Origin of the sequence: Nonomuraea sp. NPDC049141 (assembly GCF_040648415.1) — a bacterium.
Taxonomy (GTDB): domain Bacteria; phylum Actinomycetota; class Actinomycetes; order Streptosporangiales; family Streptosporangiaceae; genus Nonomuraea.
Genome location: NZ_JBEZDR010000036.1, coordinates 1 through 26,999, shown reverse-complemented (window position 1 = coordinate 26,999; position 26,999 = coordinate 1). Strand labels below are relative to the sequence as shown.

At 69.5% G+C, this 26,999-nt stretch carries 22 protein-coding genes and 1 pseudogene; 12 read left to right on the top strand and 11 right to left on the bottom strand.

The genetic code is table 11. The annotated features are described in order from the left end of the window. Positions 1 to 147: 147 nt before the first annotated feature. Entirely contained in the window at positions 148 to 1,170 is a 1,023-nt protein-coding gene (locus tag AB0B91_RS59960) for an AraC family transcriptional regulator ligand-binding domain-containing protein (RefSeq protein WP_358341280.1), read from the bottom strand. Between the two features lie 187 nt (positions 1,171 to 1,357). Between AB0B91_RS59960 and AB0B91_RS59955 the strand changes: the two genes are divergently transcribed. Both AB0B91_RS59955 and AB0B91_RS59950 read left to right on the top strand, forming a co-directional pair. Further along, positions 1,358 to 2,206 carry a polysaccharide deacetylase family protein gene (locus AB0B91_RS59955; protein WP_358341278.1) on the top strand — a complete coding sequence of 283 codons (849 nt, stop codon included), beginning with the start codon at positions 1,358 to 1,360 and terminating at the stop codon, positions 2,204 to 2,206. Between the two features lie 9 nt (positions 2,207 to 2,215). Further along, positions 2,216 to 3,211, top strand: a complete 996-nt coding sequence (locus AB0B91_RS59950) for a CehA/McbA family metallohydrolase (protein WP_358341277.1) — start codon at positions 2,216 to 2,218, stop codon at positions 3,209 to 3,211. Here the strand turns inward: AB0B91_RS59950 and AB0B91_RS59945 are convergent. Both AB0B91_RS59945 and AB0B91_RS59940 read right to left on the bottom strand, forming a co-directional pair. Then, positions 3,208 to 4,689: a sugar ABC transporter ATP-binding protein gene (locus AB0B91_RS59945; protein ID WP_358341275.1), complete on the bottom strand. Its 1,482-nt coding sequence runs from the start codon at positions 4,687 to 4,689 to the stop codon at positions 3,208 to 3,210. The genes AB0B91_RS59950 and AB0B91_RS59945 overlap by 4 nt on opposite strands. A 74-nt stretch (positions 4,690 to 4,763) precedes the next feature. Next, positions 4,764 to 5,564, bottom strand: coding sequence for a DeoR/GlpR family DNA-binding transcription regulator (locus AB0B91_RS59940; protein WP_358341273.1), 801 nt, complete (start codon positions 5,562 to 5,564; stop codon positions 4,764 to 4,766). A 193-nt stretch (positions 5,565 to 5,757) separates the two neighbouring features. On the opposite strand from AB0B91_RS59940, the gene AB0B91_RS59935 reads away from it, so the two are divergent. The 7 genes from AB0B91_RS59935 to AB0B91_RS59905 all read left to right on the top strand — a co-directional run bounded on the left by AB0B91_RS59935 (position 5,758) and on the right by AB0B91_RS59905 (position 13,825). After that, positions 5,758 to 6,762, top strand: a complete 1,005-nt coding sequence (locus tag AB0B91_RS59935) for a PA14 domain-containing protein (protein ID WP_358341271.1) — start codon at positions 5,758 to 5,760, stop codon at positions 6,760 to 6,762. Next, on the top strand, positions 6,686 to 8,269 hold the full coding sequence (locus AB0B91_RS59930) for a sugar-binding domain-containing protein (RefSeq protein WP_358341387.1): 1,584 nt from the start codon (positions 6,686 to 6,688) through the stop codon (positions 8,267 to 8,269). The genes AB0B91_RS59935 and AB0B91_RS59930 overlap by 77 nt, the downstream gene beginning before the upstream one ends. 15 nt (positions 8,270 to 8,284) lie before the next feature. Then, positions 8,285 to 9,346 (top strand): ABC transporter substrate-binding protein, encoded by a 1,062-nt coding sequence (locus tag AB0B91_RS59925; RefSeq protein WP_358341269.1) that lies wholly within the window; start codon positions 8,285 to 8,287, stop codon positions 9,344 to 9,346. Position 9,347: 1 nt separating this feature from the next. Next, positions 9,348 to 10,874 (top strand): sugar ABC transporter ATP-binding protein, encoded by a 1,527-nt coding sequence (locus AB0B91_RS59920; protein WP_358341267.1) that lies wholly within the window; start codon positions 9,348 to 9,350, stop codon positions 10,872 to 10,874. Further along, positions 10,867 to 11,835: an ABC transporter permease gene (locus tag AB0B91_RS59915; RefSeq protein WP_358341265.1), complete on the top strand. Its 969-nt coding sequence runs from the start codon at positions 10,867 to 10,869 to the stop codon at positions 11,833 to 11,835. The genes AB0B91_RS59920 and AB0B91_RS59915 overlap by 8 nt, the downstream gene beginning before the upstream one ends. Continuing rightward, positions 11,832 to 12,803, top strand: coding sequence for an ABC transporter permease (locus tag AB0B91_RS59910; protein WP_358341263.1), 972 nt, complete (start codon positions 11,832 to 11,834; stop codon positions 12,801 to 12,803). The genes AB0B91_RS59915 and AB0B91_RS59910 overlap by 4 nt, the downstream gene beginning before the upstream one ends. Before the next feature lie 362 nt (positions 12,804 to 13,165). Beyond that, positions 13,166 to 13,825, top strand: a complete 660-nt coding sequence (locus tag AB0B91_RS59905; RefSeq protein ID WP_358341261.1) for a hypothetical protein — start codon at positions 13,166 to 13,168, stop codon at positions 13,823 to 13,825. Positions 13,826 to 14,078: 253 nt separating this feature from the next. Here the strand turns inward: AB0B91_RS59905 and AB0B91_RS59900 are convergent, their stop codons facing one another. After that, complete coding sequence (locus AB0B91_RS59900; RefSeq protein WP_358341259.1) at positions 14,079 to 14,741, bottom strand: hypothetical protein; 663 nt, start codon at positions 14,739 to 14,741, stop codon at positions 14,079 to 14,081. Positions 14,742 to 14,755: 14 nt separating this feature from the next. After that, entirely contained in the window at positions 14,756 to 16,243 is a 1,488-nt protein-coding gene (locus AB0B91_RS59895) for an MFS transporter (RefSeq protein WP_358341258.1), read from the bottom strand. 143 nt (positions 16,244 to 16,386) lie between these two features. Between AB0B91_RS59895 and AB0B91_RS59890 the strand changes: the two genes are divergently transcribed. Both AB0B91_RS59890 and AB0B91_RS59885 read left to right on the top strand, forming a co-directional pair. After that, complete coding sequence (locus AB0B91_RS59890; RefSeq protein WP_358341256.1) at positions 16,387 to 17,436, top strand: Lrp/AsnC family transcriptional regulator; 1,050 nt, start codon at positions 16,387 to 16,389, stop codon at positions 17,434 to 17,436. A gap of 79 nt (positions 17,437 to 17,515) precedes the next feature. Continuing rightward, positions 17,516 to 19,837: a serine/threonine-protein kinase gene (locus AB0B91_RS59885; protein WP_358341254.1), complete on the top strand. Its 2,322-nt coding sequence runs from the start codon at positions 17,516 to 17,518 to the stop codon at positions 19,835 to 19,837. On the opposite strand, the gene AB0B91_RS59880 is transcribed toward AB0B91_RS59885, so the two are convergent. From AB0B91_RS59880 to AB0B91_RS59865, 4 genes are all read right to left on the bottom strand, one after another. Further along, positions 19,834 to 20,769 carry a pirin family protein gene (locus AB0B91_RS59880; protein ID WP_358341252.1) on the bottom strand — a complete coding sequence of 312 codons (936 nt, stop codon included), beginning with the start codon at positions 20,767 to 20,769 and terminating at the stop codon, positions 19,834 to 19,836. The two genes, AB0B91_RS59885 and AB0B91_RS59880, sit on opposite strands and share 4 nt — an antisense overlap. 229 nt (positions 20,770 to 20,998) lie before the next feature. Then, positions 20,999 to 22,231, bottom strand: a complete 1,233-nt coding sequence (locus tag AB0B91_RS59875) for an MFS transporter (protein WP_358341250.1) — start codon at positions 22,229 to 22,231, stop codon at positions 20,999 to 21,001. Further along, positions 22,213 to 23,334 carry an MBL fold metallo-hydrolase gene (locus tag AB0B91_RS59870; RefSeq protein ID WP_358341248.1) on the bottom strand — a complete coding sequence of 374 codons (1,122 nt, stop codon included), beginning with the start codon at positions 23,332 to 23,334 and terminating at the stop codon, positions 22,213 to 22,215. The genes AB0B91_RS59875 and AB0B91_RS59870 overlap by 19 nt, the downstream gene beginning before the upstream one ends. Before the next feature lie 90 nt (positions 23,335 to 23,424). Continuing rightward, positions 23,425 to 24,213 carry an SDR family oxidoreductase gene (locus tag AB0B91_RS59865; protein ID WP_358341246.1) on the bottom strand — a complete coding sequence of 263 codons (789 nt, stop codon included), beginning with the start codon at positions 24,211 to 24,213 and terminating at the stop codon, positions 23,425 to 23,427. A gap of 94 nt (positions 24,214 to 24,307) precedes the next feature. Here AB0B91_RS59865 and AB0B91_RS59860 point away from each other — a divergent pair, with 94 nt between their 5' ends. After that, entirely contained in the window at positions 24,308 to 24,886 is a 579-nt protein-coding gene (locus tag AB0B91_RS59860; RefSeq protein WP_358341244.1) for a helix-turn-helix domain-containing protein, read from the top strand. A 380-nt stretch (positions 24,887 to 25,266) separates the two neighbouring features. Here AB0B91_RS59860 and AB0B91_RS59855 read toward each other — a convergent pair whose 3' ends face one another. Next, a complete protein-coding gene (locus AB0B91_RS59855) occupies positions 25,267 to 26,709 on the bottom strand; it encodes a carboxylesterase family protein (protein ID WP_358341242.1) in 1,443 nt (480 codons plus the stop codon). Positions 26,710 to 26,843: 134 nt separating this feature from the next. Continuing rightward, positions 26,844 to 26,999: pseudogene (locus tag AB0B91_RS59850) on the bottom strand (transposase); the annotation flags it as partial.

Below are 26,999 nucleotides of genomic sequence, written 5' to 3'. Positions count from 1 at the left end.
GTACGCACCGCCCGGCCCATCTCCTCGATCACCTGGTAGGTGGGGTGCTCCGGGTCGCCGCGGGTGAAGCGGCGCGGGACCTGCCGCGCCGGCGGCCCCGCTCACGGGTGATCATCCCGACGCCATGTCCCTCGGGTAGCCGGTGGACTAGGCCGGGCCGCTCGCGCGGATCGCGGCCGGGCCGTGGCCGTACCAGCGGTGGATGGCTCGCCGCAGCGCCCGGGAGTCGGTGAAGCCGACCCGCGCGGCGATGGACTCCACGCTGAGCGAGGTCTCCCGCAGCAGGCGGTCCACCCGGCGTTGCCGAAGCCTTTCCAGCTCTTCGCGCCAGGTGGTGCCCTCTTCGCGCAGGCGGCGCTGGAGGGTCCGCGGGCTCATGGCCAGCCGTCCGGCCACCTGGTCAAGGCCCGGCGGGCCGCTCGCGACCGCGGACTCCAGAACGGCGTGGAAGCGGTCGAGCCAGCCCAGCACCGGGCGGGCGGCCGCGGTGGACAGCCGCGCGTGGTCGTCCAGGATCGCGGCGAGCGCGGGGTCGGCGCGCGGCAGGGGAGCGTCCATGTCCGCCTCGGCGAACGTGATCGATGGATGGTCGGCCTCGAACTCGATGTCGCTGGTGCCGTACAGCTCGACGAGACGCCTGACGTCGGCGGGCGGGCGGTGCGGCAGCCGTACGCGCACCGGTGTGAGCTGTCGCCCGGCTGCCAGGCTCGTCAGCGTGAGCAGCATGTACGGCACGAACTCCGCGATCATCGGGTATTCCGGGTGGTCGCGGTAGGGGCCTTGCCAGCCGGCTGTCGTTCCGCCGCCGTCGTCGCGGGTCACGAGGAGCCGGTCGGCGGGGTCGGCGATGGCCGTGAAGTGGCGGCTGGAGACGCGGAGCGCGTCGCCGAGGCTGCCGGAGACGGAGAACAGGTAGTCCCACACACCCAGCGAGCCCGGCCGCCACAGCTCCATGACCCGCTTGCTGCCGCCCGCCTCCCAGGCCGGGCTGGAGATCACTTCCCAGACCCGCAGGCAGGTCGCGGTGGGGATGCGGATCCCGTTCTCGTCCAGTACGGCGAGGCCGGGCACGCCGGCGAGGCGCGACCGATCCAGGCCCGCGGCGAGGCCCGCGCGGACCAGTAAGCGGGTCAGATGGGGGGAGACGGTGCCTTTCACGGTGTCTGCCACCGCGCCGTCTCGCATCGTGTCGTTCACCATCAACGGCCTGTTCTCCCGGGGCGGCGATGACCCTTTTAGCGTGACATATCGGATTGGCGCCTTCGGCCCACCTGGTGGCGCCTTCAGCCCTCCTGACGGAGAGCGCGGAATCCTACCTTCAGGGTCAGGCAGGTGAACCGATCCGAGAGGAAACGCGATGGAGAACACGCTGTTCGACTACAGCCCGATCGTCGGACGCGATCCGATCCGCTGGCCGGGCGGTGCCCGCGTCGCCTTCTACGTGGGCCTGAACGTTGAGCACTTCACGATCGACCGCCCCTCCACCAGCATCAACGAAGCGACCGCGGCGCTGGTGCCGGATCCGCTGAACTACGGCTGGCGCGACTACGGGCCGAGGGTGGCGATCTGGCGCGTGATGGAGATCCTCGACCGGTACGGGCTCCGGGCGAGCACTTTGCTCAACGCCGACGTGTGCGAGCGCTACCCCCAGATCATCGAGGCGGGCAACGCCCGCGGCTGGGCCTGGCTCGCCCACGGCAAGAACAACTCCACGCTCCAGGCCGACGTCAACGACGAGCGCGCCTACCTGAGCGAGGTGGTGGAGACCATCCAGAAGGCCACCGGGCAGCGGCCGCGCGGCTGGCTCGGTCCCGCGCTCAGCGAGACGTTCCAGACGCCGTCCCTGCTCGCCGAGCTGGGTCTGAGCTACGTACTGGACTGGACCAACGACGATCAGCCGTACCGGCTGAACGTCCCGGGGATGCTGAGCGTGCCGTACTCGCTCGAACTCAACGACCTGGGCATTTTCACGATGCACGGCATGAGCGGCGACGACTTCGTGCGACTGGTCAAGGACCAGTTCGACCAGCTCTATGCCGAGTCCGCCGACAGCGGGCGGGTCATGGCGTTGGCGCTGCACCCGTTCGTGATCGGCCAGGCGTTCCGCGTGAAATACCTCGGACAGGCCCTTGAGTACGTCGCCGGCCACCCCGGTGTGTGGCTGACGACGAGCGATGACATCGCCGAGCACTACGCGAGCACGTAGGCTGCCGGGATGGCCAAGGCTGACGAACGGGCGGAATTGCCGCCGAGGTGGGTGGCGGGTCGGGGGCGTGGCTGGTACCGAGGTGACTGCCACGTGCACTCGACGTATTCGAACGGCGGAGAGCTGACGCCGGAGCAGCTCTCGGCCGGTGCCCGTGAGGCCGGGCTGGACTTCATCGCGACCACCGAGCACAACACACCCGCCGCGCACGCCGCCTGGGGTTCGCACGCCGCCGGTCTGCTGGTGGTCCTGGGCCAGGAGGTGACCACACAGACCGGGCACTGGCTGGCGCTCGGCATCGACCCGGGGCAGGTGGTCGACTGGCGATACGGCTTACGCGACGACGTGGTCGACCGGCAACTGGACCAGGTACGTCAAGCCGGTGGGCTGTGCGTGGCGGCCCACCCGCACGCGCCGTACCCCTCCGGCGTGTTCATGTATCCGTTCCAGAAGGTCGACGTGGTCGAGGTGTGGAACGGGCTGTGGGCCTCGGACCTGCCCTGGAACGCCGACAACGAGGCAGCGCTGGCCGAGTGGGGCCGCGGCCTGGCCGCCGACATCCACGGCGGGCGATGGCGGCCCGCGATGGGAAACAGCGACACCCATCTGGAGGGCCAGATCGGCACACCGCACACCGTCGTGCTGGCCGAGGAACTGACTACGGACGCGGTCCTCGCCGGCATCCGGGCCGGCCGCAGCTGGATCGCCGAGTCGGCCGCCATCGAACTGTCGCTCACGGTCTCCGCCGGTGATCGCAGCGCCGGGATAGGTGAGCGGCTGAAGACCGGCGACGAGCCGGCGCTGGTACGGGTGGACGTACGCGGGGTGCCGTCCGGGACCATCACCTTTCACACCGATCGCGGCAAGGCGCACCGCGAATCGGTGCCCGGATCGGGCACCGTGGAGTGGCGCACCAGCGCGGCGGAATCGGCGTTCGTCCGCATCGAAGTACGCCACGCCGCAGGACACATGGCGGCGCTCAGCAACCCGATCATTCTCAGCTAGCCCTTCGCCAGGGCCGCGAGGAGGCGGTCCTCGGTCACCTCGGCGCCGTTGAGCTGCGCGCTGATCGCGCCGTCGCGCAGCACCACCACGCTGTCGCAGTTGCCCGCCAGTTCGGCCACGTCCGAGGAGATCAGCAGGATGGCCAGCCCGTCCACGGCCAGCTCGTCGAGCAGCGCCTGCATCTCCAGCTTGGTGGCCACGTCGACGCCGCGGGTCGGCTCGTCGAGCAGCAGCACCTTGGGGTGCATGGCCAGCCAGCGGGCCAGCAGCACCTTCTGCTGGTTGCCGCCCGACAGCTCGCCCGCGGGCTGGCGCGGCGAGACGGCCTTGATGCCGAGCCGCTTCATGAACGTCTCGACGATGCCGTCGATCTGCGCGTCGGAGACGATCCCGGCCCGGGACAGCCGGGGGAGCGCGGCCAGCGCGATGTTGTCGCGTACCGACAGCGTGGGGACGATGCCCTCGGTCTTCCTGTTCTCGGGGACGAGGCCGACGCCGGCGCGGATGGCGCTCCTGATCGACCACTTGCGGGCCGCCGCGCCGGCCACGGTCACCTGGCCCGCGTCCACCGGCATGACACCGGCGATCGCCCTGGCCGTCTCGCTGCGCCCGGCGCCGAGCAGGCCGCCGAGGCCGACGACCTCGCCCGCGCGCACCGCCAAGGACACGCCGTCGAGCACGTGGTGGCGGGTGAGCCCCTTCGCCTCCAGCACCGGCTCGTCGCCCGGCTCGTCCGGCTCGCCGGGCTCGATCGCCTCCTGCACCGGGTGGAACGGCCGGCCGAGCATGAGCGACACCAGCCGGAGGCGATCCAGCCCGGTCAGCGGGCCGGTGTGCACGACGCGGCCGTCACGCAGCACGGTGACGTGGTCGCAGACCTCGTACAGCTCCTCCAGCCGATGCGTGACGTAGACGACTGAGCGGCCCTCGTCGCGCAGCCGGGCCACCGCGCCGAACAGCGTCTCCAGCTCGGCGTGCTCCAGCGCGGAGGTGGGCTCGTCCATGATGACCAGCCGGGCGTCGGCGGTGGCCGCCCTGGCCAGCGCCACGAGCTGCCTGGCCCCCTCGCCCAGCGTGCCCAGGGGTTTGCGGACGTCGGTCCGCAGGCCGTACTCGGCCAGGACCTGCTGGGCGCGGGCGTTGGCGGCCCCGAAGTCGATCAGCCCGAGGCGGCCGCGCGGCTCCCTGCCGAGCAGCAGGTTGCGGGCGATGCTCATGGTCGGGACCAGGTTCGTCTCCTGGTGGATGGTGGCGATGCCGGCCCGCCTGGCCTCGGCCGGGCTGCCGAACCTGACGGGCTCGTCCAGGTAACGCAGCTGGCCCGCGTCCGGCTGGTAGACGCCGGAGAGCACCTTGACCAGGGTGGACTTGCCGGCGCCGTTGCCGCCGATCAGCGCGTGCACCTCGCCGGGGCGCACGGAGAGCGTGACATGGTCGAGCGCGGTCACGCCCTGGAACGACTTGAGAACACCGGCCACCTGCAACACGCTTGCCTCCGCCTCGATCGTGGTCGCGGAAGGAAACAATCCAGTAACAGAAACGTCACATTCGATCAGATACGGGCGATATGTAGCCGGGCGCCCCTGCCGCTCAGCTCGTCGAGCACGTCGCCCGGCGCGCCCTCGTCGGTGACCAGGTGCCCGATCTGCTCGGGGGCGACGGTCTGCACCATCGTGTCGACGCCGATCTTGGTGTGGTCGGCCAGCACCACGACCTCCTCGGCGGCCGCGGCCAGCGCCCGGTCGACGCCCGCCACCTGCATGTTCGGGGTGGACAGGCCGCGTTCGGCGGTGAGCCCGTTGCCGGAGACGAACGCCCGGCGCACCCGCAGCCCGGACAGAGAGTGCTCGGCCGCGCTGCCCACCAGGGCCAGGATCGAGCCGCGCAGTGTGCCGCCGGTCAGCATCACCTCGATCCGCGGCGAGCCGGCGAGCACCTGGGCCACCAGCAGGGAGTTGGTCACCACGGCGAGCTCCGCGTGCCTGGTCAGGCGGCGGGCGAACTCCTGCGTGGTGGTGCCGGGACCGACGACAATGGCGTCACCGTCCTCGACCAGCGCCGCGGCGAGGTCGGCGATCGCCGCCTTCTCGGCGGACTCCAGCGAGACCTTGTGCGCGTAGCCCGCCTCGCGCGACAGCTCGCCGGGCAGGGTGGCCCCGCCGTGATGGCGGTTGAGCAGGCCCTCCGACTCCAGCGCGCGCAGGTCGCGGCGGACGGTCACCTCGGAGGAGTGCACGGATTGGGCGAGCTCACGCAAGGACACGGCGCCGTTGGCGCGCACCAGTTCGAGGATGCGCTGCCGGCGTTCCGCGGCGAACACCGGCCGGCGGCCGTCGCTCTGCGTGTCGCTCACATCCCGATCATAGACGAATGCTCAACTCCGGCTCACCTCTGATCATATGAGAACGAATTTGATCGGAAATCTTGACCGACTCGGTCCAAGGGTGCTTATTTGAGAGCCATACAGGGTCATAACCTGTCCGATCCTGATCGAACGGCATGGCGTACGACACCTCCTTCCATCCCCCAGCGTGAAAGGACACCCTGTGCGAAAGTCACTCGCGGCAATGATCGCCGTGCTGCTGGCCGTGCTCTGGCAGGCTCCCACCCCGGCGGGCGCCGCCGCCGAACGGCATGGGCTGCGCGGCGACTACTACCTCGCCTCGGCGGCCGGCGCGTTCGACTTCGGCGAGCTGAAGGCCGGCGTCGTGGACCCGAGCCTGGAAATGGCCGATCTCAACCCGGCGCTCAAGCTGCTGACCGGCCGGGATGACGACGTCACCGTCCGGTGGACCGGCAAGATCCGGCCCGAGCACTCCGAGACGTACACGTTCTCGATCATCGGCGACAACGGCTTCCGGCTCTGGGTGGACGGCAAGGCCGTCATCGACCACTGGGTGGACGACTGGGACCGGGAGCAGGTGGGCACGCCCATCGCGCTGGAGGCGGGCAAGGACTACGACATCAAGGTCGAGTACTTCGAGCACTTCGGCGGGGCGAACCTGCACCTGCGCTGGCAGAGCGCCAGCCAGCCGAAGGTGGCCGTGCCGTCCGAGGCGTTCACGCCGCCGGACGGGTTCGACCCGCCCGGGCCCAGCGAGGCGAAGGTCGGTGCGACGGGTGACCTGGCCACGCTGACGTTCGCCAAGGCGCTCGCCCCGCTGCCGGCCGACCTGACCGACCACCTGGTCCTCACCGTCGCCGGCACCAAATGGCCCGTAGCCTCCGTAGCCCTGAAATATCGGGACACGGTGGTGCTTAAGCTGAAATATCCGGTTCCGGCCAAGGCGGGGAGCACGCTGCGCGCCGCCTACGACGGCACCGGTCTCTCCTTCGCCGACGGCACTCCCGTCGCCGCGTTCCCCTACGCCTTCGTCGTCAACGAGTCCGCCTACATCCTCAAGACCCGCTGGTCCAAGGACGTGAACCCGGCGAACCCGCTGCCCGAGTACCCGCGCCCCCAACTGGTCAGGGATCAGGTGGCGCAGCCTCAACGGCACCTGGCAGTTCGCCGCCGCCAAGCCGGGCGAGGCCGTCCCCACCGGCCGTGACCTGGCCGAGCGGATCGTCGTGCCGTACCCGGTGGAGTCGCAGCTGTCCGGCATCGGCCGGCACGAGGACCGCATGTGGTACCGCAGGACGTTCGAGGTGCCCCGCTCGTGGAGCGGCGAGCGCCTGCTCCTGCACCTTGACGCGATCGACTGGGACGCCACCATCTACGTGAACGGCAAGCAGGTCGGCGCGCACAAGGGCGGCTACGGCCGGATCACCGTGGACGTGACCGACGCGCTCAAGCGCGGCGGATCCCAGGAGCTCGTCGTCGGCGTCACCGACCCGACCGACAGCGGGCAGCAGCCCATCGGCAAGCAGCGGCTCGACCCGAGCGGCATCTGGTACACCGCCGTCTCCGGCATCTGGCAGACCGTCTGGATGGAGCCCGTCGCCCAGCAGCACATCGACCGCGTCGACACCGTGCCCGACGTCGCGGGCAAGGCGCTGCGCGTCACCGTCCAGGGCTCGGCCGGCACCGCCGTGATCGTGGCCAAGGACGGTCACAAGGTCGTGGGCACGGTCTCCGGGCCCGTCGGCACCGAGCTCCGGCTGCCGGTGCCGAACCCCAAGCTGTGGTCGCCGGACAAGCCGTTCCTGTACGACCTCACGGTCCGGGTGAAGCAGGACGAGATCAAGTCCTATTTCGGGATGCGCACCATCACGCTGGAGAACAACCGGATGCTCCTCAACGGCCGGCCGGTCTTCCAGATGGGCCCGCTCGACCAGGGCTTCTGGCCGGACGGCATCTACACCGCCCCCACCGACGAGGCGCTCAAGTACGACCTCGTGCAGACCAAGAAGCTCGGCTTCAACACCGTGCGCAAGCACACCAAGGTCGAGTCCGACCGCTGGTACTACCACGCCGACAAGCTCGGCCTGCTCGTCTGGCAGGACATGCCCGCCATGTTCAAGACCGGCGACAAGCCGCAGTTCGAGACCGAGCTGCGCGAGCTGGTGGACCAGCACCGCAGCAGCCCGTCGATCATCATGTGGGTGCCCTTCAACGAGGGCTGGGGCCAGTACGACCAGGCCCGCATCGCCGACCTGGTCAAGAGCTGGGACCCCTCCCGCCTGGTCGACAACATGAGCGGCGTCAACTGCTGCGGAGCCCAGGACGGCGGCAACGGCGACGTCCAGGACTTCCACATCTACCCCGGCCCAGGCACCCCCGGAAAGCCCACCGGCACCAGAGCCGTCGTGATCGGCGAGTACGGCGGCCTGGGACTCCCGCTCATCGGTCACACCTGGTCGGGCGGCGGCTGGGGCTACGCGGTCGAACCCGACCCCGAGGCCCTCACCAGCCGCTACGTCGACATGGCCAAGGCCCTGCAGAAGCTGCACGCCTGCGACCAGCTCAGCGCGGCGATCTACACCCAGACCACCGACGTCGAGACCGAGCTCAACGGCCTCATGACCTACGACAGAGCCGTCACCAAGACCGACGTCGCCCGGGTCCACGACGCGAACAAGGCGCTCACCGACCAGATCTCCCCGGCTTGCGCCTGATAGGAAGGAACCCCTATGAATCTCCGGACAGCCTGCCTGGCGCTGGCCGTACTCCTCACCGCGTCGGCCTGCGCCAAGTCGGAGGAGCCGCAGAGCGCGCCCGCCGCCACCAGCACGGCCGGGCAGCAGGTCGTGCAGAGCCCCAGCGGCTCGGCGGGACCGACGTGCACGCTCGACCAGTTCGGCGGCAAGAAGTTCGACCTCAAGACGGCCACCGTCGGCTTCTCCCAGTCGGAGAAGGAGGCCAACCCGTTCCGCATCGCCGAGACCAAGTCGATCAAGGATGAGGCGGCCAAGCTGGGCATCGCCAATCTCAAGGTCACCAATGCCCAGTCGCAGTTCTCCAAGCAGATCACCGACGTGCAGCAGCTCATCGCCCAGGGCGTGCAACTGCTGGTCATCGCGCCACTGAACTCCGATGGCTGGGAGCCGGTGCTCCAGCAGGCCGCGGCCAAGAAGGTGCCGATCATCACGGTCGACAGGAAGATCAACGCCAAGGCGTGCAGCGACTACCTGACCTTCATCGGCTCCGACTTCCACGAGCAGGGCAAGCGGGCCGCCGACCGGATGATCGACGCCCTGTCGGGCAAGGGGAAGGTCGCCATCCTGCTCGGCGCGCCAGGCAACAACGTCACCACCGAGCGGACCGACGGCTTCAAGGAGCGGATCGCGGAGAAGGCGCCGGGCATCCAGATCTCCTTCGAGCAGACCGGTGAGTTCGCCCGTGAGAAGGGCCAGCAGGTCACCGAGCAGCTCATCCAATCCAACCCCGACATCAACGGCATCTACGCGGAGAACGACGAGATGGCGCTCGGCGCGGTCACCGCTCTGAAGGGCGCGGGCAAGGAGGCGGGCACCATCAAGATCGTGTCCGTCGACGGCACCCGCAGCGCCGTCCAGGGCATCGCCGACGGCTGGCTGCACTCGGTCATCGAGTCCAACCCCCGCTTCGGGCCGCTCGCCTTCGAGACCGCGCAGAAGTTCCTCGACGGCCAGGCCATCCCCGACAAGGTGGTCATCTCCGACCGCGACTACGACACGTCCAACGCCAAGAACTCCCTCGGTGAGGCGTACTGAGTTGGATGCGGTTCTTGAGGCGAAGGGGATCAGCAAGCGCTTCCCCGGCGTACTCGCTCTCGACGGTGTGCATCTCGCCCTCCTCCCCGGCGAGGTGCACGCCCTCGTGGGGGAGAACGGCGCGGGCAAGTCCACCCTGATCAAGGTCTTCACCGGCGTATACCATCCCGACGGCGGCGAACTGCGCCACCTCGGCGCGCCCGCCGCCTTCGGCACGCCGCTCGACGCGCAGCGCGCCGGGATCTCCACCATCTACCAGGAGGTCAACCTCGTCCCGATGATGAGCGTCGCCCGCAACCTGCTGCTCGGCCGCGAGCCACGCGGCCGCTTCGGGGTGATCGACGCCACGAGGATGTACGCCGAAGCCGCCCGGATCCTGTCCGGCTACGGCGTCGAGACCGACGTCCGGCGGCCGCTGCGCACGCTCGGCATCGGAGCCCAGCAGATGGTCGCCCTGGCCAGGGCCGTGGCCGTCGACGCCCGCGTGGTCATCATGGACGAGCCGACCTCGTCCCTGGAACCGCGCGAGGTCGAGACGCTGTTCGGGGTGATCAGGCGGCTGCGCGGCGAGGGCATCGCTGTCATGTACGTCAGCCACCGGCTCGACGAGCTCTACCAGGTGTGCGACCGGGTCACTGTGCTACGCGACGGCCGCGTCGCGCACACCGGGCCGCTCGCGGGGCTCGACCGGCTCAAGCTCATCTCGCTCATGCTGGGCCGCGACCTGAACGAGGTCAAAGCCGGTGGCCTGACCAGGTTCTCCCGTGATCGCCACCGCGCCGCGAACGGCCAGGAGCCACCGGCCGTCGAGGCGCGCGGCCTCACCCGGCGGCACGTCCTGGACGGGATCGACGTGTCCGTACGGCCCGGCGAGGTCGTGGGGCTCGGCGGCCTTCTTGGCGCGGGCCGTACCGAGACCGCCAAGGCCATCGTCGGCGCGATGCCCCTCGACGGCGGGCAGGTGCTCGTGGCCGGGCTGCCGCTGCGCGGCGGCTCCACGACCGCGGCGATCAGGGCGGGCATCAGCCTGCTGCCCGAGGACCGCAAGGCCGAGGGCATCGTCCCGACACTGTCCGTCCGCGAGAACATCGCGCTGGCCGCCCTGCCCGCCCTGGCCAGGGCGGGCGTGGTGTCCGACGCGAAGATCGACCGGATGGTCGAGATCTTCATGCGGCGGCTGCGCATCAAGGCGGCCTCGCCGAACCAGCTGGTGTCGGAGCTGTCCGGCGGCAACCAGCAGAAGGTGCTGCTGGCCCGCTGGCTGGCGGTACGTCCCAAGGTGCTGCTGCTCGACGAGCCCACCCGCGGCATCGACGTGGGCGCCAAGGCCGAGGTGCAGGCGCTGATCGACGAGCTGGCCGAGGAGGGGCTGGGCGTGCTGCTGATCTCCTCCGACCTGGAGGAACTGGTCGAGGGCGCCGACCGCATCCTGGTGCTGCGCGAGGGCGCGGTCGTCGGGGAGCTGACCGGTGACCAGGTGACCGAGGAGAGAATCATGGCGACGATCGCGGAGCAGTCCGATGACTGAACTCACCTCGAAAGCGGTGCCGCGGGCCGACCTCAAACCGCGGGTCTTCGCCTGGGTGCAGGACTACGGCGTGTACGCGGCCGTGCTGGCGCTGCTGCTGTTCAACGTGCTGTTCACGCCGCACTTCCTCGACGCGTCGAACTTCCGCACCCAGTTCGTCCAGGTCACGCCCATCGTGATCGTGTCGCTCGGCATGGCGCTGGTGATCGGCACCCAGGGCATCGACCTGTCCGTCGGCTCGGTCATGGCGCTCGCCGCCGCGCTCGTCGCCCTCTACCTGGGGTACGGCGCCCTGCCCGCGCTGATCGTCGCCGTGATCGGCGGAGCGATCGTCGGCGCGGCGGGCGGGGCCCTGGTCGCCTACGTGGGCGTCCAGCCGATCGTGGCCACACTGGCGCTGCTCGTCGGTGTACGCGGCATCGCGAACGTCCTGGTGCCGCAGCTCGTCGAGTTCCGCAACCCGGACCTGATCGCGTTGGGCAGCAGCTCGGTGGCCGGGATCCCGTTCATCGTGCTGATCGCGGCGGCGCTGACGTTGATCATGCTGTTCGTGGTGCGGCGCACGACGTTCGGCCGGCAGGTCGTCGCGATCGGCGGCAACCGCTCGGCCAGCGAGCTGTCGGGCCTGCCGGTCAAACGGGTGCTGCTGATCGTGTACGTGATCTCCGGGCTGCTCGCCGCGCTGGCCGGGGTGCTGGCGACGGCCCGCCTGCAGGCCAGCGACCCGACGTCGCTCGGCCTGTTCATCGAGCTGTCGGCGATCACCGCGGTCGTGGTCGGCGGCACGCCGCTCACCGGCGGGCGGATCAGGGTGCTCAGCACGGTCATGGGCGCGGTGCTCATGCAACTGCTCGCGGCGACACTGATCAAGCACAACCTGCCGCAGTCGTGGACCCAGATGGTCCAGGCGGTCATCATCCTGGCCGCCGTCTACGCCACCAGGGAGCGTGCGAACCGATGACCTCCGTAGCCTCTGTACGGCGTGAGCAGGTGAGCCGGGTACTCCAGCAGCACGGGGCGCTCATGGTGCTGGCGATGCTGGTGATCGTGGGCAGCCTGGCCTTCGACTCCTTCGCCACGGCGGGGAACGCGGCCAGTGTGGTGGTCTCGTCGTCGTTCCTGGCGATCATCGCGATCGGGATGACGTTCGTGATCATCAGCGGCGGGATCGACCTGTCGGTGGGGTCGCTGTTCGTGCTGGGCGGGGTACTGGCGGCCTACGGGTCCCAGTACGGCCTGCTCATGGCGCTGGCGTTGCCGTTGGGCGCGTGCGGGGTGGTCGGTCTGTTGCAGGGCCTCGTCATAGCTCGCACCGGCATGGCCCCTTTTATCGTGACATTGGCGGGTTTGTTGGGCGTGCGGGGGTTGATGCTCGCCATTTCGGACGAGGGGGCCACCACCTATTTGGTGAAAAATGCTGCTTTCGCGTCATTGGGGCAGGGGGAGTTGCTCGGCCTGACGTACCCCGTCTACATCACCGCGGTGCTGGCCCTGGTCGCGATGGTGCTGCTGCAGCGGACCGGTTTCGGGCAGAACGTCTACGCGATCGGCGGCAACGAGCAGGCGGCGGCGCTCATGGGCGTGCCCGTGGCGCGTACCAAAGTGGCGGTGTACGTGATGTCGGCCCTGCTGGCGGGCCTCGCGGGCGCGCTGAACGCGGCCCGGCTCTCGTCCGGGGTCACGATCCTTGGCATCGGGCTGGAACTGGACGCGATCGCCGCCGTCGTCATCGGCGGCACCCTGCTGACCGGCGGCGCGGGCGGGATCACCGGGACGGTGGCGGGGGTGCTGCTGCTGGGGGTGATCCAAAGCCTGATCAACCAGGTGGGGAGCCTGACGTCGGCCTTCCAGCAGGTGGTCAGCGGGGCGTTCCTGGCACTGGTGGTGGTGGCGCAGCGGCTGCTGAGCAAGGCGCAGCGACTGTCGTAACGGCTGCCACACCGGCGCGGCCCCTGGGGAGGTGACTTCCCGGGGGCTGTCGCGTTTGGTGGTTCGGCGGGATAACGGGCCGCGTCAGACATTCACTGATGTTTTTTCACCTTTGCTTTCCCTGTCCGGGGAAGTCCTTTTCGGCGTGGCGGCGGGAGGAGATCGATGGCTACTGTAAGTATTTTTTCAGTCACGCTGGGTCGCCCAGCGGGCAGGCATGGGCCGTCTTCCGGCCAATGGGTTAGCCGCGGTCACGGCCGCGCTCCAAAAGAAACGGTACCTCTATGTTCACGCACACTCCCAAAAGCGACGCCACAGCCATACCGACCCAGCCGGCGCGGCGGCGCTCGGCAAAAGGACTGATGACGCTGGCCGTGGCAGGATCCCTGTCCGTGGCCCTTGCCGGCACCACGACCAACCCAGCCCTCGCGAACGGTCCGACGCCGGACCACAGGCACGACCGCTTCCACCATCTCGAGCACAAACTCCGCAAGCCGGTCCTGGTCGGAGACGGGGGAGGCTGCGAGGCGGGAACCTTCATCAGGGTTCATTCCCTTAGGCCGCACAACTTCTTCATTCCGCGCACCCGCTACACCGACGGTCCCGGCGGCGAGATGACCGTCTCGGTCCACCACGAGTTCGAGGTGCTCGCGTTCGTGGAGGCCGACAAGAACAGGTTCGCCTCAGTCAGAAGGTCAGACGACACCGCGATCGGCAACGTGGTCTCCACCGACGAAATCGTCCGCGCGGTGAACCTCGAGGTCACTCCGCACCTCGAGAAGAGGCACATGATCTTCACGGGCCACGACTACACGCGGACGATCAGCGACGGCAAGTACGGAAACATGTGGTACCGCGTCTTCGGCTACCGCGTCCACTGGGGACAGTGGGCACGGCTCCACAACTGCAGCGAGGTCAGAGTCGGTACCGGCATCGCGAGCATCCCGTCGAGGATCGAAGGCTGGCGATACTGGGAGACCGACCACCCGCAGTTCCGCGGACGGCTGCTCTCCGACAAGTAGGCATCGGGTCGCCCGGGGCACTTCAGCCCCGGGCCCTGCGGAGCCAAGTCGACCGCCGGAGAGGCGTCTGGGGGTCAGGCGGCAGCGGCGGCGGATCGCTGGTGTCTCGCGAGACGCGGCGAGCACGTCGCGCCGGTGCTGCCCTACTGTGCGGGGACCGTTGGGGGATCAGGCGGATGTGCTCACGCACTCGCTGGCTGATCGTCGAGAGACGGTCCCCGTTCCTTTTGCTGGACCCAGCCTGACGGGGCCTCTAGTTGTTGTGGGGGTCTTCGGTGGGGAGTGGGATGCCGAAGTGGGTGAACATCGTCTCGAACATCCGGGTGTGCTTGTCGAGCGTGTGCGTGTGTCCGTCCAGGATCTCCGTGTGGGTATCGAGGATCTCTGTGTGGGTGTCCAGGATCTCTCGGTGCTCGGCCAGTGTCCGGCTGTGCTCGTCGAGCTTCACCTCGACTCGGTCGAGTCTCGCGTCGACTTGATCGAGTCTCATCTCCACTTGATCGAGTCTCGCGTCGACTTGGTCGAGTCTCGCATCCACTCGGTCGAGTCTCAGCGTGTGCTCGTGCTGAATCTCCGCCAGTTGGTCGAGTCTCAGCGTGTGCTCGTGCTGAATCTCCGCCAGTTGGTCGAGTCTCAGCGTGTGCTCGTGCTGAGTCTCCGCCAGTTGGTCGAGTCTCAGCGTGTGGTTGTTCTGAGTCTCCGCCAGTTGGTCGAGTCTCAGCGTGTGGTTGTTCTGAGTCTCCGCCAGTTGGTCGAGTCTCAGCGAGTGCTTGTTCTGAGTCTCCATAATCTTCGACAGTTCTGGGCCGAAGACCTTGATGTCTTCTCGCTGGTTGTCCGTGCGCTCTTCCAGGCGCGCCACCCGGCCGCCCAGATCTTGGAGGGTTGTCATGGCGAGAATCCTAACGGCGATCATTCCAGCACGCTCCGTTATGAGTCGAGGTCGAGGAGGGCCTCTTTACTCCCTGAGGGATGATCCTGTAACCGCGGGTTGACCGTTGTCATCAGCACGGTGGAGAGGAAGCTCGCCACGAGCAATCCACCCGCGACCCAGAAGGTCACTTGGACCGCGCTACCCGGCGAGTCCGACCGGGCCCCATCGAAATAAACACTACCCAGGACGGCGACGCCGAGCGTCGCGCCGAGTTGCTGGACGGCGTTGAGCAGGCCGGCGGCCGAGCCGATCTCCTGTGGTCTGAGCGGCTTCAGCGCGGTGGTGAAGAACGACGGGGTGAACATCCCGACACCGAGACCCGCGACTCCCAGGGCGCCGAGCAGTGGCGTGGGATAGCCAGTAGAGCCGGCCGCGTGGTACACGGCGACGGCGGCCAGCACGCCGATCGCCAGCGTGGCGAGTCCGGCGAACATCACCCGCCGTCCGTGCCGAGGAACCAGATACGCGCCCGCGACCCAAGAGGACACCGCCAAGCCCACCGACCAAGGCACCATGGTCAGGCCCGCGGTGCGTACATCGGTGCCCAACCCCAGCTGCAGGTGCAGGACCACGACGAACATCAGCCCGGTCGTCACCGCGAAGAACAGGGTGGACGTCACCAGCGCGGCCGGGAAAGCGCGGTGCGCGAACAGGCTGGTCTCCACCAGCGAGCTGCGGCCAAGCCCGGCACTGCGCCGCTGATGAAGGCCGAAACCGGCGATCACGGCCAGCCCGAGGCCGATGGCGCCCCACGTCCCCATCGGCAGGTGCGCTGTGTCGGCACCGATCAGCGGGTAGACGATCAGGGCGGTGCCGAGCATCGCCAGCGCGGTGCCGATGGGGTCAAGGCTCGGTCGCGCCGGCGCGTGGTCCTCGATCAGGGTCGGCGCGACGGCCAGCACGGCGGCAGAGAGCGGGACGTTGACCAGGAACGCTGCCCGCCATGACGAGCCGAACAGATCGGCGTGAGTCAGCACGCCCCCGAGAACGGGCCCGCAGACAGCGGCCAAACCCATGACGGGGCCGATGCTGCCCAGGGCCTTGGACATCTCCTCCCCATCGGACTCCTCCCCATCGGACTCCTCCCCATCGAACATCGCGCGGATCAGTCCGATGGTCTGCGGAATGACCGCCGCGGCCGCAGCGCCCTGCACGACGCGGAAGCCGATCAGCATCCCGACCGATGGCGCCAGGGCGCAGGCCACCGAAGCGCCCAGGAATCCAGTGACACCGATCCGAAAGACCCGCCGCCGGCCGGCGATGTCGCCCAGCCGGCCGCCGGTGATCAGCAGCAGGGCGAACGGCAAGGTGTACGCCGTGCTGAACCACTGCATGTCCGCCGCCGACCCACCCAAGTCGGCCCGGATCGCCGGGGTGGCGACCTGCACGATCGTCGAGTCCAGCAGATTCATCGCCTCGGCCAGCAGCAACGCCGCCAGCGCCACCCACCGCCACCGGTAGGCCGCCACCACACGTTCAGACATTCGCATTCCTCTCCAGTGCCGCGAACCCCCGCCGACAGCTCGGCGGGGATCCCAGACTGGAGAAGCCGGGGCCAGTTGTTCCATCTGGAACGTAATGTTGGAGAGTATCTTCCATGACTGCCGGATTTATGAGGGAAATCCCCATGCTCGACGAGGTGGACCGAGGTCTGATCCACGCCCTGCACATTGACGGGCGAGCACCCTTCGGCCGCATCGCCGAGGTGCTCGGTACGTCGACGCAGACCGTGGCCCGCCGCTACCGGCGACTGCGCGCCGAGGCCGCCCTTCGTGTGGTCGGGCTCCCCAACCCGGACCGGGCAGGCCAGACCCAGTGGATGATCCGGCTCACCGCCACTCCGTCCACCGTGCAGGACCTTTCTCAGTCGCTGGCCCGGCGAGCCGATACCTCGTGGGTCAAACTGGCCTCCGGGGGCACGGAGATCTTCGCCGTCATTCACGCGTCAAGCGACACGCAGGCCGTACCCACACTGTTGCTGCACGACATCCCTCGCAGAGCGAGCATCACCGCGGTCTCCGCCCACTGCCTGCTGCACACCTACCTGGGCGGGCCGACCGCGTGGCGAGGACACCTCGAGGCCCTCACCGACCAGCAACAACAGCAGCTCGAACCGCCCCGCGCCACCGACCCGCCGGCCAGTCGATCATCGGCGACCGATGGGCTGCCTCCTCGACCACCGGCGACTGATACGTCGCCTCCCCGAGCGCCGCTGACGCGTGCCGACCATGACCTGATCGACGCTCTGCGCCAAGACGGCCGGGCCACGCACGCCGATCTCGCCGCGGCCACCGGTGTATCCCAAGCCACGGTGGCCCGCCGCCTCGCCGACCTCCGCGCCAACGGCGCGATTTTCTTCGACGTCGAGATCGCGCCCGCCGTCCTCGGAGCCACCACCCAAGCCCTGCTCTGGATGACCGTCCAACCAGGGCACCTCGACCGCGTCGCGACCACCCTGGCCGGTCACCGTGAACTCGCCCTGGTGGCCGCCACCACCGGCCGGACCAATCTGCTGGCCAACGCCCTCTGCCGCAGCCCCGCCGACCTGCACGATTACCTCACGCACCGGCTGGGCGGCCTCGATGCCATTCACGCGCTCGAAACGGCCCCCGTCCTGCACACCGTCAAGGCAGCGGGCCCGCTGACCCCCGCCGCTTCGTTCACCCGCGGAAACTGATGATGTGTAGGTCCGAAGCGGTAATTTTACCCACAGGCGCAGTTAAGTCATTCGCAAGAAGCATGTCCATAATTTGGTCATGCCGTCGATGAGTGAGCTGAGAGCAGGAGATCCCGCCGGTCTCGGAGGTTACGAGATCCGCGGACGGCTGGGAGAAGGCGGACAAGGCGTCGTGTACCTGGGCGTCGACGAGCAGGGCGGCCAGGCCGCCATCAAGTGGTTACGTCCGCACCTGGCGGGCGACGCGGTCGCGGCCGAGCGGTTCGCGCGGGAGGCGGCCGTGGCGCAGCGGGTGGCGCCGTTCTGCACGGCGAAGGTGCTGGCGACCGGGGTGCACGAGGAGCGGCCGTTCATCGTCAGCGAGTACGTCGAAGGTCCGCCGCTGCAGCAAGTGGTGGCAGAGGAGGGGCCGCGGGCGGAGGCCTCCCTGTACCGGCTGGCCATCGGGACGGTCACCGCGCTGGCGGCCATCCACCAGGCGGGCATCGTGCACCGCGACTTCAGCCCGAACAACGTGCTGCTCGCCGGCGAGGGTCCGCGGGTGATCGACTTCGGCATCGCGAAGGCGCTCGACGCCACCTCGACGATCACGTCCACGCCGGTGGGGACGCCCGCGTTCATGGCTCCGGAGCAGGTTCTGGAGCACCCGGTGGGGCCGCCCGCGGATATGTTCGCGTGGGGGAGCACCATGGTGTTCGCCGCCACCGGCACCGGGCCGTTCGAGGCGGAGTCGGTGCCGCTGATCGTCAACCAGGTCCTCTACGACGAGCCCGATCTGTCCCGGCTCACCGGGCCGCTGCGCGAACTCGTGGCCGCCTGCCTGTCGAAGGACCCCATCCGGCGGCCCACCGCCGAACAGGTGATCATGCGGCTGCTGGAACACCCCACCTCGAACACCGCCGAACTGGAGCAGGCAGCCGCGGTGGTCAGCGGCTTCTCGCCCCCACCCCCGCCTTCGCCGCAGCCCCAATTCCCGCCCCAGCAGGGGTTCCAGCCCCAGTACCCGCAACCCCAATACGGGCAGCCTCCGTACGCGCAGTCGGGACCGCACCAGCAACCGCCACCACCGCAGGCAGCGCCGCCGTACGCGCAGTCGGGACCGCACGCGCAAGCCCCGCAGGCGGCGCCCCCCTATGGTCCACCACCCCAGAGGCCGCAACCACAGTCGGGAGGACACCCCGAAGGTCCGCAGGCGGCGCACCCGTATGGTCCGCCACCCCAGGGGCCGCAACCACAGTCAGGAGCGCACCAGCAGCCGCAGTGGGTCTCCCCGGCCGCGGCGGGGCAGTCTCCGCAGTACGTCGGCCTGCCGGTGCCGCCATCCCGGTCGGGCGGCAAGAAGAGCTACGTGGTGGCGTCGATCGCCGCGGCCGTGGCCATCGTCGCCACCATCGCCGTGGTGGCCGTCGCGCTGATCAATCTGCCCGGCCCGCCGACCCCCACCCCCTCCCCGAGTACGAAGAGCACGTCTCCGGCCCCGGTGGCCATTCCCACCGCGAACCTGGTCACCTCGACGCTCCCCGGCACCGACGCGGTCATCTACGAGAACCCGGGCGACGCCGTCCGGCTCACCACCTACATGGTCCGCGACGCCAAGACCCGGGACTGGATCTATTACGCCCGTGACACGCTGACCGGATCGTTCACGAAATATCCGAACATGTGGGAGAGCATGCTGTCGCCCGACGGCAGGTACCTGGCCCAGCGTGGCAAGAACTTCGTCGACGGCTACGACAGCGTCAAGATCACCGACAAGGTGACGGGTGAGGCGTTCACGGTCAAGACCTCGCGCCAGCCGCTCAGCGCGTACGTGCAGGGCTGGTCGCGTGACAGCGGCCGCCTGCTGTTCAACGTCGGCAATCCGGTGAAGGGCGTGTGGCAGTCGACCGGGTTCGCGATCGTGAACGTCGCCACCAGGCAGGCCACGGTCGCATCCCTCAGAGAGGGCTCGCTGCACGGCATCCGTTACGGCTTCGACCACACCGACACGGGCGTGGTGGCCCTGTCGAACGACACCAAGCAGCAGGCGTTGCGCTTCTTCGACGAGAACGGACTCCGGATACGCCGCATCCCGAACGTGGGCCCGGGCATCGCCGACTCGTTGTTCTCGCCGTCGGGCAAGCAGTTCGTCACCAACTGCCCCGGCCTGGGCAGCGGCAACAACTGCGTTTACGACACCCAGACCGGCGCCGAGCTGAAGCGCTTCGAGTCACCCTGCTCCGGCCTGGCCACCTGGTACGACGACAGCCACCTGGTCTGCTGGGTCAGGCCCGACGCGAGCGCGGAGAAGCAGCAGGTGCAGGTGGTCGACTTCACGGGCACCGCGGTGCGCCTGCTGGCCGAGATGCCGACGAACGGCTCGAACATGGACGTGATCTACACCTTCACGCACCGGAACTAGCTCTCGCGCACGCGACCCCTGGGCCGCAGCCGGGTGCCCGGCAGGACGGGCGCGGGGAGCGGGTCGCCGTCGAAGCCCTCGACGGCGCCGAACCCCTCGCCCTCCATCCATTCCTTGCGGAAGGCGACGATCTCGTCGTGGTCGCGGCCGACAAAGTTCCACCACATCACGATCTCCTCGCCGAACGGCTCGCCGCCGATCAGCAGCACCCGTCCGCGCCCGCTCAACCGCAGCCGGGTACGGCCGGGCGGCAGGTAGAGCAGCGGTCCCGCCTCCAGCGGCTCGACCTGTCCGGCGAGCAGCAGCACACCGTGCTCGAATCCCGCATCGAGCGGCACCTCGGCGCTCCCTTCGACGGCCACCTCGGCGCCCACCAGGGGGCTGAAGGTGGTCGCCGGCGAGGTCACGCCGCCGAGCGACCCCATGATCACCGTGGCGGCGAAGCCGGGGCCGGACAGCGCGGGCAGCGCCGCGTGGTGCTCGAACCCGGGCCCGGTCCGCCGGTGCTCACCGGGCAGCGCCACCCACAGTTGCACGCCGTGCAGCAGGGTCTCGCGTGACTCCTCGGAGTGGGAGATGCCGCGTCCGGCGGTCATCAGGTTCAGCTGGCCGGGCCGTACCTCCTGGAGACTGCCGACACTGTCACGGTGCAGCACCTCACCCGCGACCAGCCAGCTCACGGTCTGCAGGCCGGTATGCGGGTGCGGAGGCACCCGCATCGTCGCCACCTCGGGGCCGTATGCGTCCACGAAGCACCACGCGCCGATCATGCGGCGATGCGCGTTGGGCAGCGTCCGGCTCACCGACATGCCTCGCGGACCGCCCAGCGGCACCGCACGCCCGGCGAGCAGCTCGGTCTCCCCGTCGCTGGTCTCGCCACCGGCCTCGACGCCGCAGCGGATCTCGCGGGGGTCCTGTTCCAGGTTGCTCACGTTAAGACTGTACGACTGCGCGGATCAGCTCCCGGCGGGGACCGTGCGGCCGGGGAGCCGAGTTCTCGGCACGGACCGTATGGCTGCGCAGGTCAGCTCTCGGCAGGGCCGGTGCGGCTGCGCGGACAAGCTCTTGGCACGGACTGTATGACCTGTATGGACCAGCTCTCGGCAGGGCCGGTGCGGCTGCGCGGACAAGCTCCCGGCGCGGACTGTACGACTGCATGGATCAGTTCTCGGCGGGGGCAGTGGTGCGGCGGCGGATCAGGAGCGACTGCGCGATCCCCACCACGACGACCGCGAGCGGGAAGACGGTGCCGACCAGTAGCCCGGCACGGAGTCCGGAGCCGTCGTCGAGCAGGTCACCGTCGGCGACGGCGCCCGCCAGCCACGGTCCCGCCGCCGCGCCCGCGTCGCCGAACATCGCCAGGACCCCGAACATCGCGGCCCCGCCCAACGGGAAGCGCGCGGCCGTCAGGCTGAACGTCCCGGGCCACATCAGGCTGACCGCCAGCCCGCACAGCGCGCACCCGACCAGGCTGAGCACCGGGTCCCGGGCCAGGGCGGCGGCGAGGTAGCAGGCGGTCGCCAGCGCGCCGCAGGCGATCACGGCGGGCAGCAGGGGGATCCGGCTGCCCCAGAGCCCGTAGGCGATCCGGCCGAGCCCCATGAGCACCGCGAACAGGCACGGCCCCGCGAGGTCTCCCCACACCTTGGCCGCGCCCAGCCCCTGCTCCGCGAAGAGCGAGGACCACTGCGACATGGTGAGCTCGGCCGCTCCCGCGCAGAGCATCAGCAGCAGCGCCGCCGCGAACGACGGGGTCCGCAGCAGTGCCCCGAGCCCGGTCCGGTGCTCGTCGGGCACAGTCGCGGGCAGCGGGACCCGCAGGAAGAGCACGAGGCCCCCCAGCGGTACGAAGGCCCACAGCAGCGGCAGCACCTGCCAGGCCGAGTCGCCGATCCAGGCCAGGATCAGCGTCGTGCCCAGCACGACGGCGACCTGACCCCAGCAGTAGAAGGAGTGCAGCAGGCTCATCGTGGCGGCCCGGTGCTCCTTCGGCGCGGGCAGGGCGTCCACCACCGGGCTGACCAGGACTTCCAGCAGCCCGCCGCCGATCCCGTAGACCACGACCGCCACGGCCAGCCCCCAGTAAGGGGACGGCAGCGCCGACGGAGCCACCGCGAGCAGCACCAGCCCGGCCACGCTGAACACGTGCGCCAGCACCAGGGGCACCCGGTAGCCCGTCCGGTCCACCACTTTGACCGCGACCAGGTCGGTGACGAGCTGAGTGGCGAAGTTGAGCAGGACCAGGCGGCCCAGCATCTCGTACGGCACCTGGTAGCGGGTCTGGAAGACGATGAACAGCAGGGGTGCCAGGTTGTTGACGATGGCCTGGGTGATGTACCCGGCGTAGCAGGCCCGCCGGGTGTGTGCGAAGGTGGTCAGCCCAGGGTCTCCCACCAGCCGTCGACGGCCGGGGCGCCGTCGGTGTCCACGGCCTCGCCGGGGCGTGGCACCACGATCTTGACGTCGCGGGCCTTCGCCTCGCGCCACAGCCGCTGCACCGGCTCCGCCCACGGGTGCAGCGCGAGCGTGAAGGTCGCCCAGTGCACCGGCAACAGCAGCTTGCCGCCCAGGTCGAGGTGGGCGTTGATCGCCTCTTCCGGGTTCATGTGAATGTCGGGCCAGGCCGGGCTGTAGGCGCCGATCGGCATCAGCGTCAGGTCGAACGGGCCGTGGGCCGACCCGATGCCCTGATAGCCCTCGAAGTAGCCGGAGTCGCCCGCGTAGAAGACCCGCTTGCTCGCCCCGGCCACGACCCACGAGCCCCACAGCGTGTCGTTGCGGGTGAACATGCGGCCGGAGAAGTGACGGGCGGCTGTCGCGACGAAGCGCAGCCCGGCGACCTCCGCCTCCTCGTCCCAGTCGAGCTCGATGATCCGGTAGGCGGGCACGCCCCATCGTTCCAGGTGGGCGCCGATGCCCAGGGGCACCAGGAACGGCGCCTTCTGTGTCGCGGTGAGCGAGCGCACGGTCGCCATGTCAAGGTGGTCGTAGTGGTCGTGCGAGATCGCGATGGCGTCGATCGGCGGCAACTTGTTGAGCTGGACGGGCAGCGGGTGGTGCCGCTTCGGCCCGACGAGCTGCGACGGCGACGGCCGCCTGCTCCACACCGGGTCGAACAGCACCCGGCGGCCCTCGATCTCGACCAGCGTGGACGCGTGGCCGTACCAGATCGCGCTCAGGCCGGTCGGCGACGGGTCGCCGGTCGGCGGGACGCGCAGCGGGATGGGGCCGCCCGGTCTGCGCTGGTCCCTGTCCTTGGCCAGCTCGCGCAGCAGGCCCGCGGGCGGCGTGGTCATCAGGGTGGTGGACTCCGGCATCGGGTTGTAGAAGGTGCCGTCCTTGAACTGCGGCGAACGCCGCATCCTGGCCACCCGGTCCGGTCCCGAGGTCAAAGGCCGCACGCCCAGTTCGGCGGGTACGTCGCGGAGGGCCCAGCCCGCCGCGGCCAAGGCCGCCCCGCCTACGAGGATCCGTCGTGCCGTCCGCATTCCCGCCATCGCTCACACTCCCCTGAAAGTCGGTCCACCAACCTCAACTGATCGCGATATCTCCGATGTTCCCGATTTGGACGATATATCGCGATAGATTCAGACAGTCTTGATCGCTCCGCCATCCATGACGTAGTCCGCGCCGTTGACGCTCGCGGCATGCGGCGAGGCCAGATACGTCACCAAGGTGGCGATCTCTTCCGGTGCGACGAACTTACCCGTCGTCATCCCCGTGCTCGACGGCAGTCCCGCCAGGAGTTGGTGGTGCTCCAGGCCCATCTTGGCCGCGAGAGCCGCGCCGTAGCCGTTGGGGTCCTCCCACATCGAGGTGAGCGACGGGCCGGGGGAGATGGTGTTGACCCGCACCCCCTGAGGTCCGAACTCCTCGGCCAGCGCCTTGCCGAACGCGGTCAGCGCGGCCTTGGCCGTGGTGTAGGTGATCGGACCGGCGTGCGGCATGCGGGCGCCGTTGGAGGAGATGTTGACCACGGCTCCGCCCCGGCGGAGCAGGCTGGGCAGGGCGGCCCTGGTGGCGCGGACCGCGCTGAGGAAGTTGAGCTCGTGGGTCTGGTGCCAATGCTCGTCGCTGAAGCCCAGGAATCCGTCGAGCTGTCCCTCGCCGCCGTCGCCCCCGCCCACGTTGTTGACCAGCAGGTCGAGCTCGCCCAACTCGGCCAGGGCGGTGCCGATCAGCTCGGCCGGGCCTTCGGCGGCGGACAGGTCGACGGCTACCGCCGTCGCGCCGGTCTCCTTCAGCTTGGGCGAGATCGTCCGCGAACCGGCCACGACCCGCATCCCCTCCGCCCGCAGCGCGGCGACGATGGCGAGCCCGAGGCCCCGGCTGGCGCCGGTGACGACGGCGGTCTTGCCGGTGAGGCTCATGTCCATGGCGGTGTGCCCTTCTGTAGTTGCGTCGCTAGCGATGCTGAGAACGTAGCACTTGCAACATCAGTGATGCAACTCTGGAGTGTATGGTCTCACTGTGGAAGCGATTCAGCAGGGACGGGCACTGCGTTCGGACGCCGAACGGACCGTGCGTACGATCCTCGAGGCGGCCGAGCGCGTGCTCAGCAAGAATCCGTCGGCCAGCATGGAGCAGATCGCCGAGGCGGCCGGGGTCGCCCGTACGACCGTGCACCGGCGTTTCGCGTCCCGCGATGCGCTGGTCAGCGCGATGGAGTCGTGGGCCGCCCGGCAGTTCGCGGCGGCCGTCGATTCCGCGAGCTCCGAGACCACGCCGCCGCTGGTCGCGCTCTACCAGGTCACGGCCAGCGTGCTGCGGGTGAAGATCGACTGGGGGTTCACCATGAGCCGCGCGTCGGCGGATCCCGCGGTGGCCCAAGTGCACTCGGCGGTCGAGGAGAAGTGCGACCGGCTGTTCCGCAAGGCGCAGGCCACCGGCCTGCTGCGGGCCGACGTGGATGTGGCGTGGGCCAGGCGCGTCTACTACGCGCTGATCCATGAGGCCGCGCAGAGCCAGGGCGACGACGCCGACGCCTTGGCGACGCTCCTGGTCGACACCCTGCTCCGCGGCGTCGGCACCGACCGGGGCCTGAGTTAGACGGCCGGAGCGCTCACTCTCCAGCGGCTACCGCCTGTCGGCTGCCGGAGGCCGGCAACGGCCGACGGCGAGCACCGGAGAGCGGAGGCCGGGGAGTGGGGAGTGTAGATCGAGTCTGCTGGCGACCAGCGACCAGCGACCAGCGACCAGCGACGGCGAGCGCCGGAGAGCGGAGAGCGGGGAGTGTAGATCGAGTCTGCTGGCGACCGGCGACCGGCGACCGGCGACCGGCGACCGGCGACCGGCGACCGGCGACCGGCCACCGGCGACCGGCCACCGGCGACCGGCCACCGGCGACCGGCGACGGCGACGGCGACGGCCAGCGCCGGAGAGCGAAGAGCGGAGGCCGAGTCTGCTGGCGGCCGACCTCATAGCTCCCGCTAGGTGTCCTTTCCGTCGCCATGAGGCTGGAAGTCGCGGGCCGACCAGATCGCGTGCGAGACCGCCTCGGGATCGGCCACGTCCGACGGCTCCACGTCGAACAGGTGCGTGATCCCGATCCCCGCCTCGTAGCGCGGCCAGCCCGGATCACCCGTGGTGGCGAAGCGCGTCCAGGCCGTACGGAACTGCTCCGACAGACCTTCCAGATCCGGCGAGCCTCCGGCCATCATCGCCGCGATCGGCCCCGACGTCGTCCCGAACGTGAGCGGCACGTCCAGCCCGTGGCAGGCCCCCAGCATCGGGTCGGGGGCCCAGGTCAGCTCATAGGCGTACGTCGGCCCCGAGTGAACGTCGGCCAGCAGTACGCTGGGCATCCTGAAGATCCAGTCCGACATCAGCCGGATGTACAGCTCCTCGTCCGTCACCCCCGGCAGTCCGGCCCGGTAGGCGGCGCCGGCCCCGCCGGGGGCGAGCGCCTTCAGCGCGCCTTCCAGATCCCATTCCCCGTTCATCGCGTGGAAGGTCCGGTATTCGTCCCGGTTGAAGCCCACGATCAGTTCGACGTCGCGGCTCGCCCCGCTTGCCAGCACCTCCCACGGCGTCCCGGGCAGCACCTCCCCGTCGACCACCGGCGCGAATGGCATCGCCGAATACGCCATCGCCCCCCAAAGCTCGGCATTGCCGCGGATCTCCTCGTTCGCGACCGCGCTCGCCGCCGCCGTCAGCTCCTCGGGCGTCTTGTCGTACGGCGAGCCGCCCCCGAGCCTGCGCATGATCGACTCGGTGACGCGGGCCGCGTACTCGGAGGAGAAGAACATCCCCGGTACGCTCTGCGCGATCGCCCGCCTGAACAGCCCCTCGGCCTGCGGCATCGCCAGCAGCGCCGCCACCGATCCGCCGCCCGCCGACTCGCCGAAGATCGTGACGTTGTCCGGGTCGCCGCCGAACGCCGCGATGTTCTCCCGCACCCATCGCAGCGCCGCCACCTGGTCGAGCAGCGCCCGGTCCGCCGGGGCGCCGTCGACGTGGCCGAAGCCCTCCATGCCGACCCGGTAGTTGAACGTGACGACCACCACGCCGCCTCGGGCCAGCCGCGCCCCGTCGTAGTCCGGCCAGTCGGCCGAGCCCAGCCAGTAGGCGCCGCCGTAGATCCACACCATCACCGGCAGCCCGGAACCTCCGAGTTCGGGCGTCCAGACGTTGACGGTGAGGATGTCCAGCCCGTCGGCCGAGCTCCATGGCGCCTGCCCGGGGAACATCGCGGGCTGCGGCGGGCGCGGGCCGTACGAGGTGGCCTCGAAGGTGCCGTCCCACGGGTCCGGGGGCACCGGCGCGGCGAACCGGTGCTCGCCGAACGGGCTCTTCGCGAACGGGATGCCCTTGAAGACCGCGACACCGTCGTCATCGAAACCGCTGATCTCGCCGGACGAGATCGTCGTCATGTTGCCCTCCATCGCGATTGATCTTCAGCGGAATCTGGCGTGGAATCCCGGGCGTTTACGCCCGGGTGGAAACGACAGCGTGGGAGGGCCTCCAGGCCCGAGCGGTGCCGTGACGGTTGGTTCGGGTGAGCGGATCAGTCCGGCCGTTTCTGGTTTTCGATGTACTCCTTGATGATCGACAGTGGGGCGCCGCCTCAGGAGGCGGCGAAGTAGGACGGGGACCAGAAGTGCCCGCCCCACAGATAGTGACGCACGTGCGGGCCGAACTCTTTGCGCAGGAGCCGGGCCGA

Coding starts and splice junctions, on each gene's coding strand:
- AB0B91_RS59955 (WP_358341278.1), top strand. CDS start 1,358: ATGGAGAACACGCTGTTCGACTACAGCCCGATCGTCGGACGCGATCCG.
- AB0B91_RS59950 (WP_358341277.1), top strand. CDS start 2,216: ATGGCCAAGGCTGACGAACGGGCGGAATTGCCGCCGAGGTGGGTGGCG.
- AB0B91_RS59925 (WP_358341269.1), top strand. CDS start 8,285: ATGAATCTCCGGACAGCCTGCCTGGCGCTGGCCGTACTCCTCACCGCG.
- AB0B91_RS59915 (WP_358341265.1), top strand. CDS start 10,867: ATGACTGAACTCACCTCGAAAGCGGTGCCGCGGGCCGACCTCAAACCG.
- AB0B91_RS59910 (WP_358341263.1), top strand. CDS start 11,832: ATGACCTCCGTAGCCTCTGTACGGCGTGAGCAGGTGAGCCGGGTACTC.
- AB0B91_RS59905 (WP_358341261.1), top strand. CDS start 13,166: ATGACGCTGGCCGTGGCAGGATCCCTGTCCGTGGCCCTTGCCGGCACC.
- AB0B91_RS59900 (WP_358341259.1), bottom strand. CDS start 14,741: ATGATCGCCGTTAGGATTCTCGCCATGACAACCCTCCAAGATCTGGGC.
- AB0B91_RS59895 (WP_358341258.1), bottom strand. CDS start 16,243: ATGTCTGAACGTGTGGTGGCGGCCTACCGGTGGCGGTGGGTGGCGCTG.
- AB0B91_RS59890 (WP_358341256.1), top strand. CDS start 16,387: ATGCTCGACGAGGTGGACCGAGGTCTGATCCACGCCCTGCACATTGAC.
- AB0B91_RS59885 (WP_358341254.1), top strand. CDS start 17,516: ATGCCGTCGATGAGTGAGCTGAGAGCAGGAGATCCCGCCGGTCTCGGA.
- AB0B91_RS59870 (WP_358341248.1), bottom strand. CDS start 23,334: ATGGCGGGAATGCGGACGGCACGACGGATCCTCGTAGGCGGGGCGGCC.
- AB0B91_RS59865 (WP_358341246.1), bottom strand. CDS start 24,213: ATGGACATGAGCCTCACCGGCAAGACCGCCGTCGTCACCGGCGCCAGC.
- AB0B91_RS59855 (WP_358341242.1), bottom strand. CDS start 26,709: ATGACGACGATCTCGTCCGGCGAGATCAGCGGTTTCGATGACGACGGT.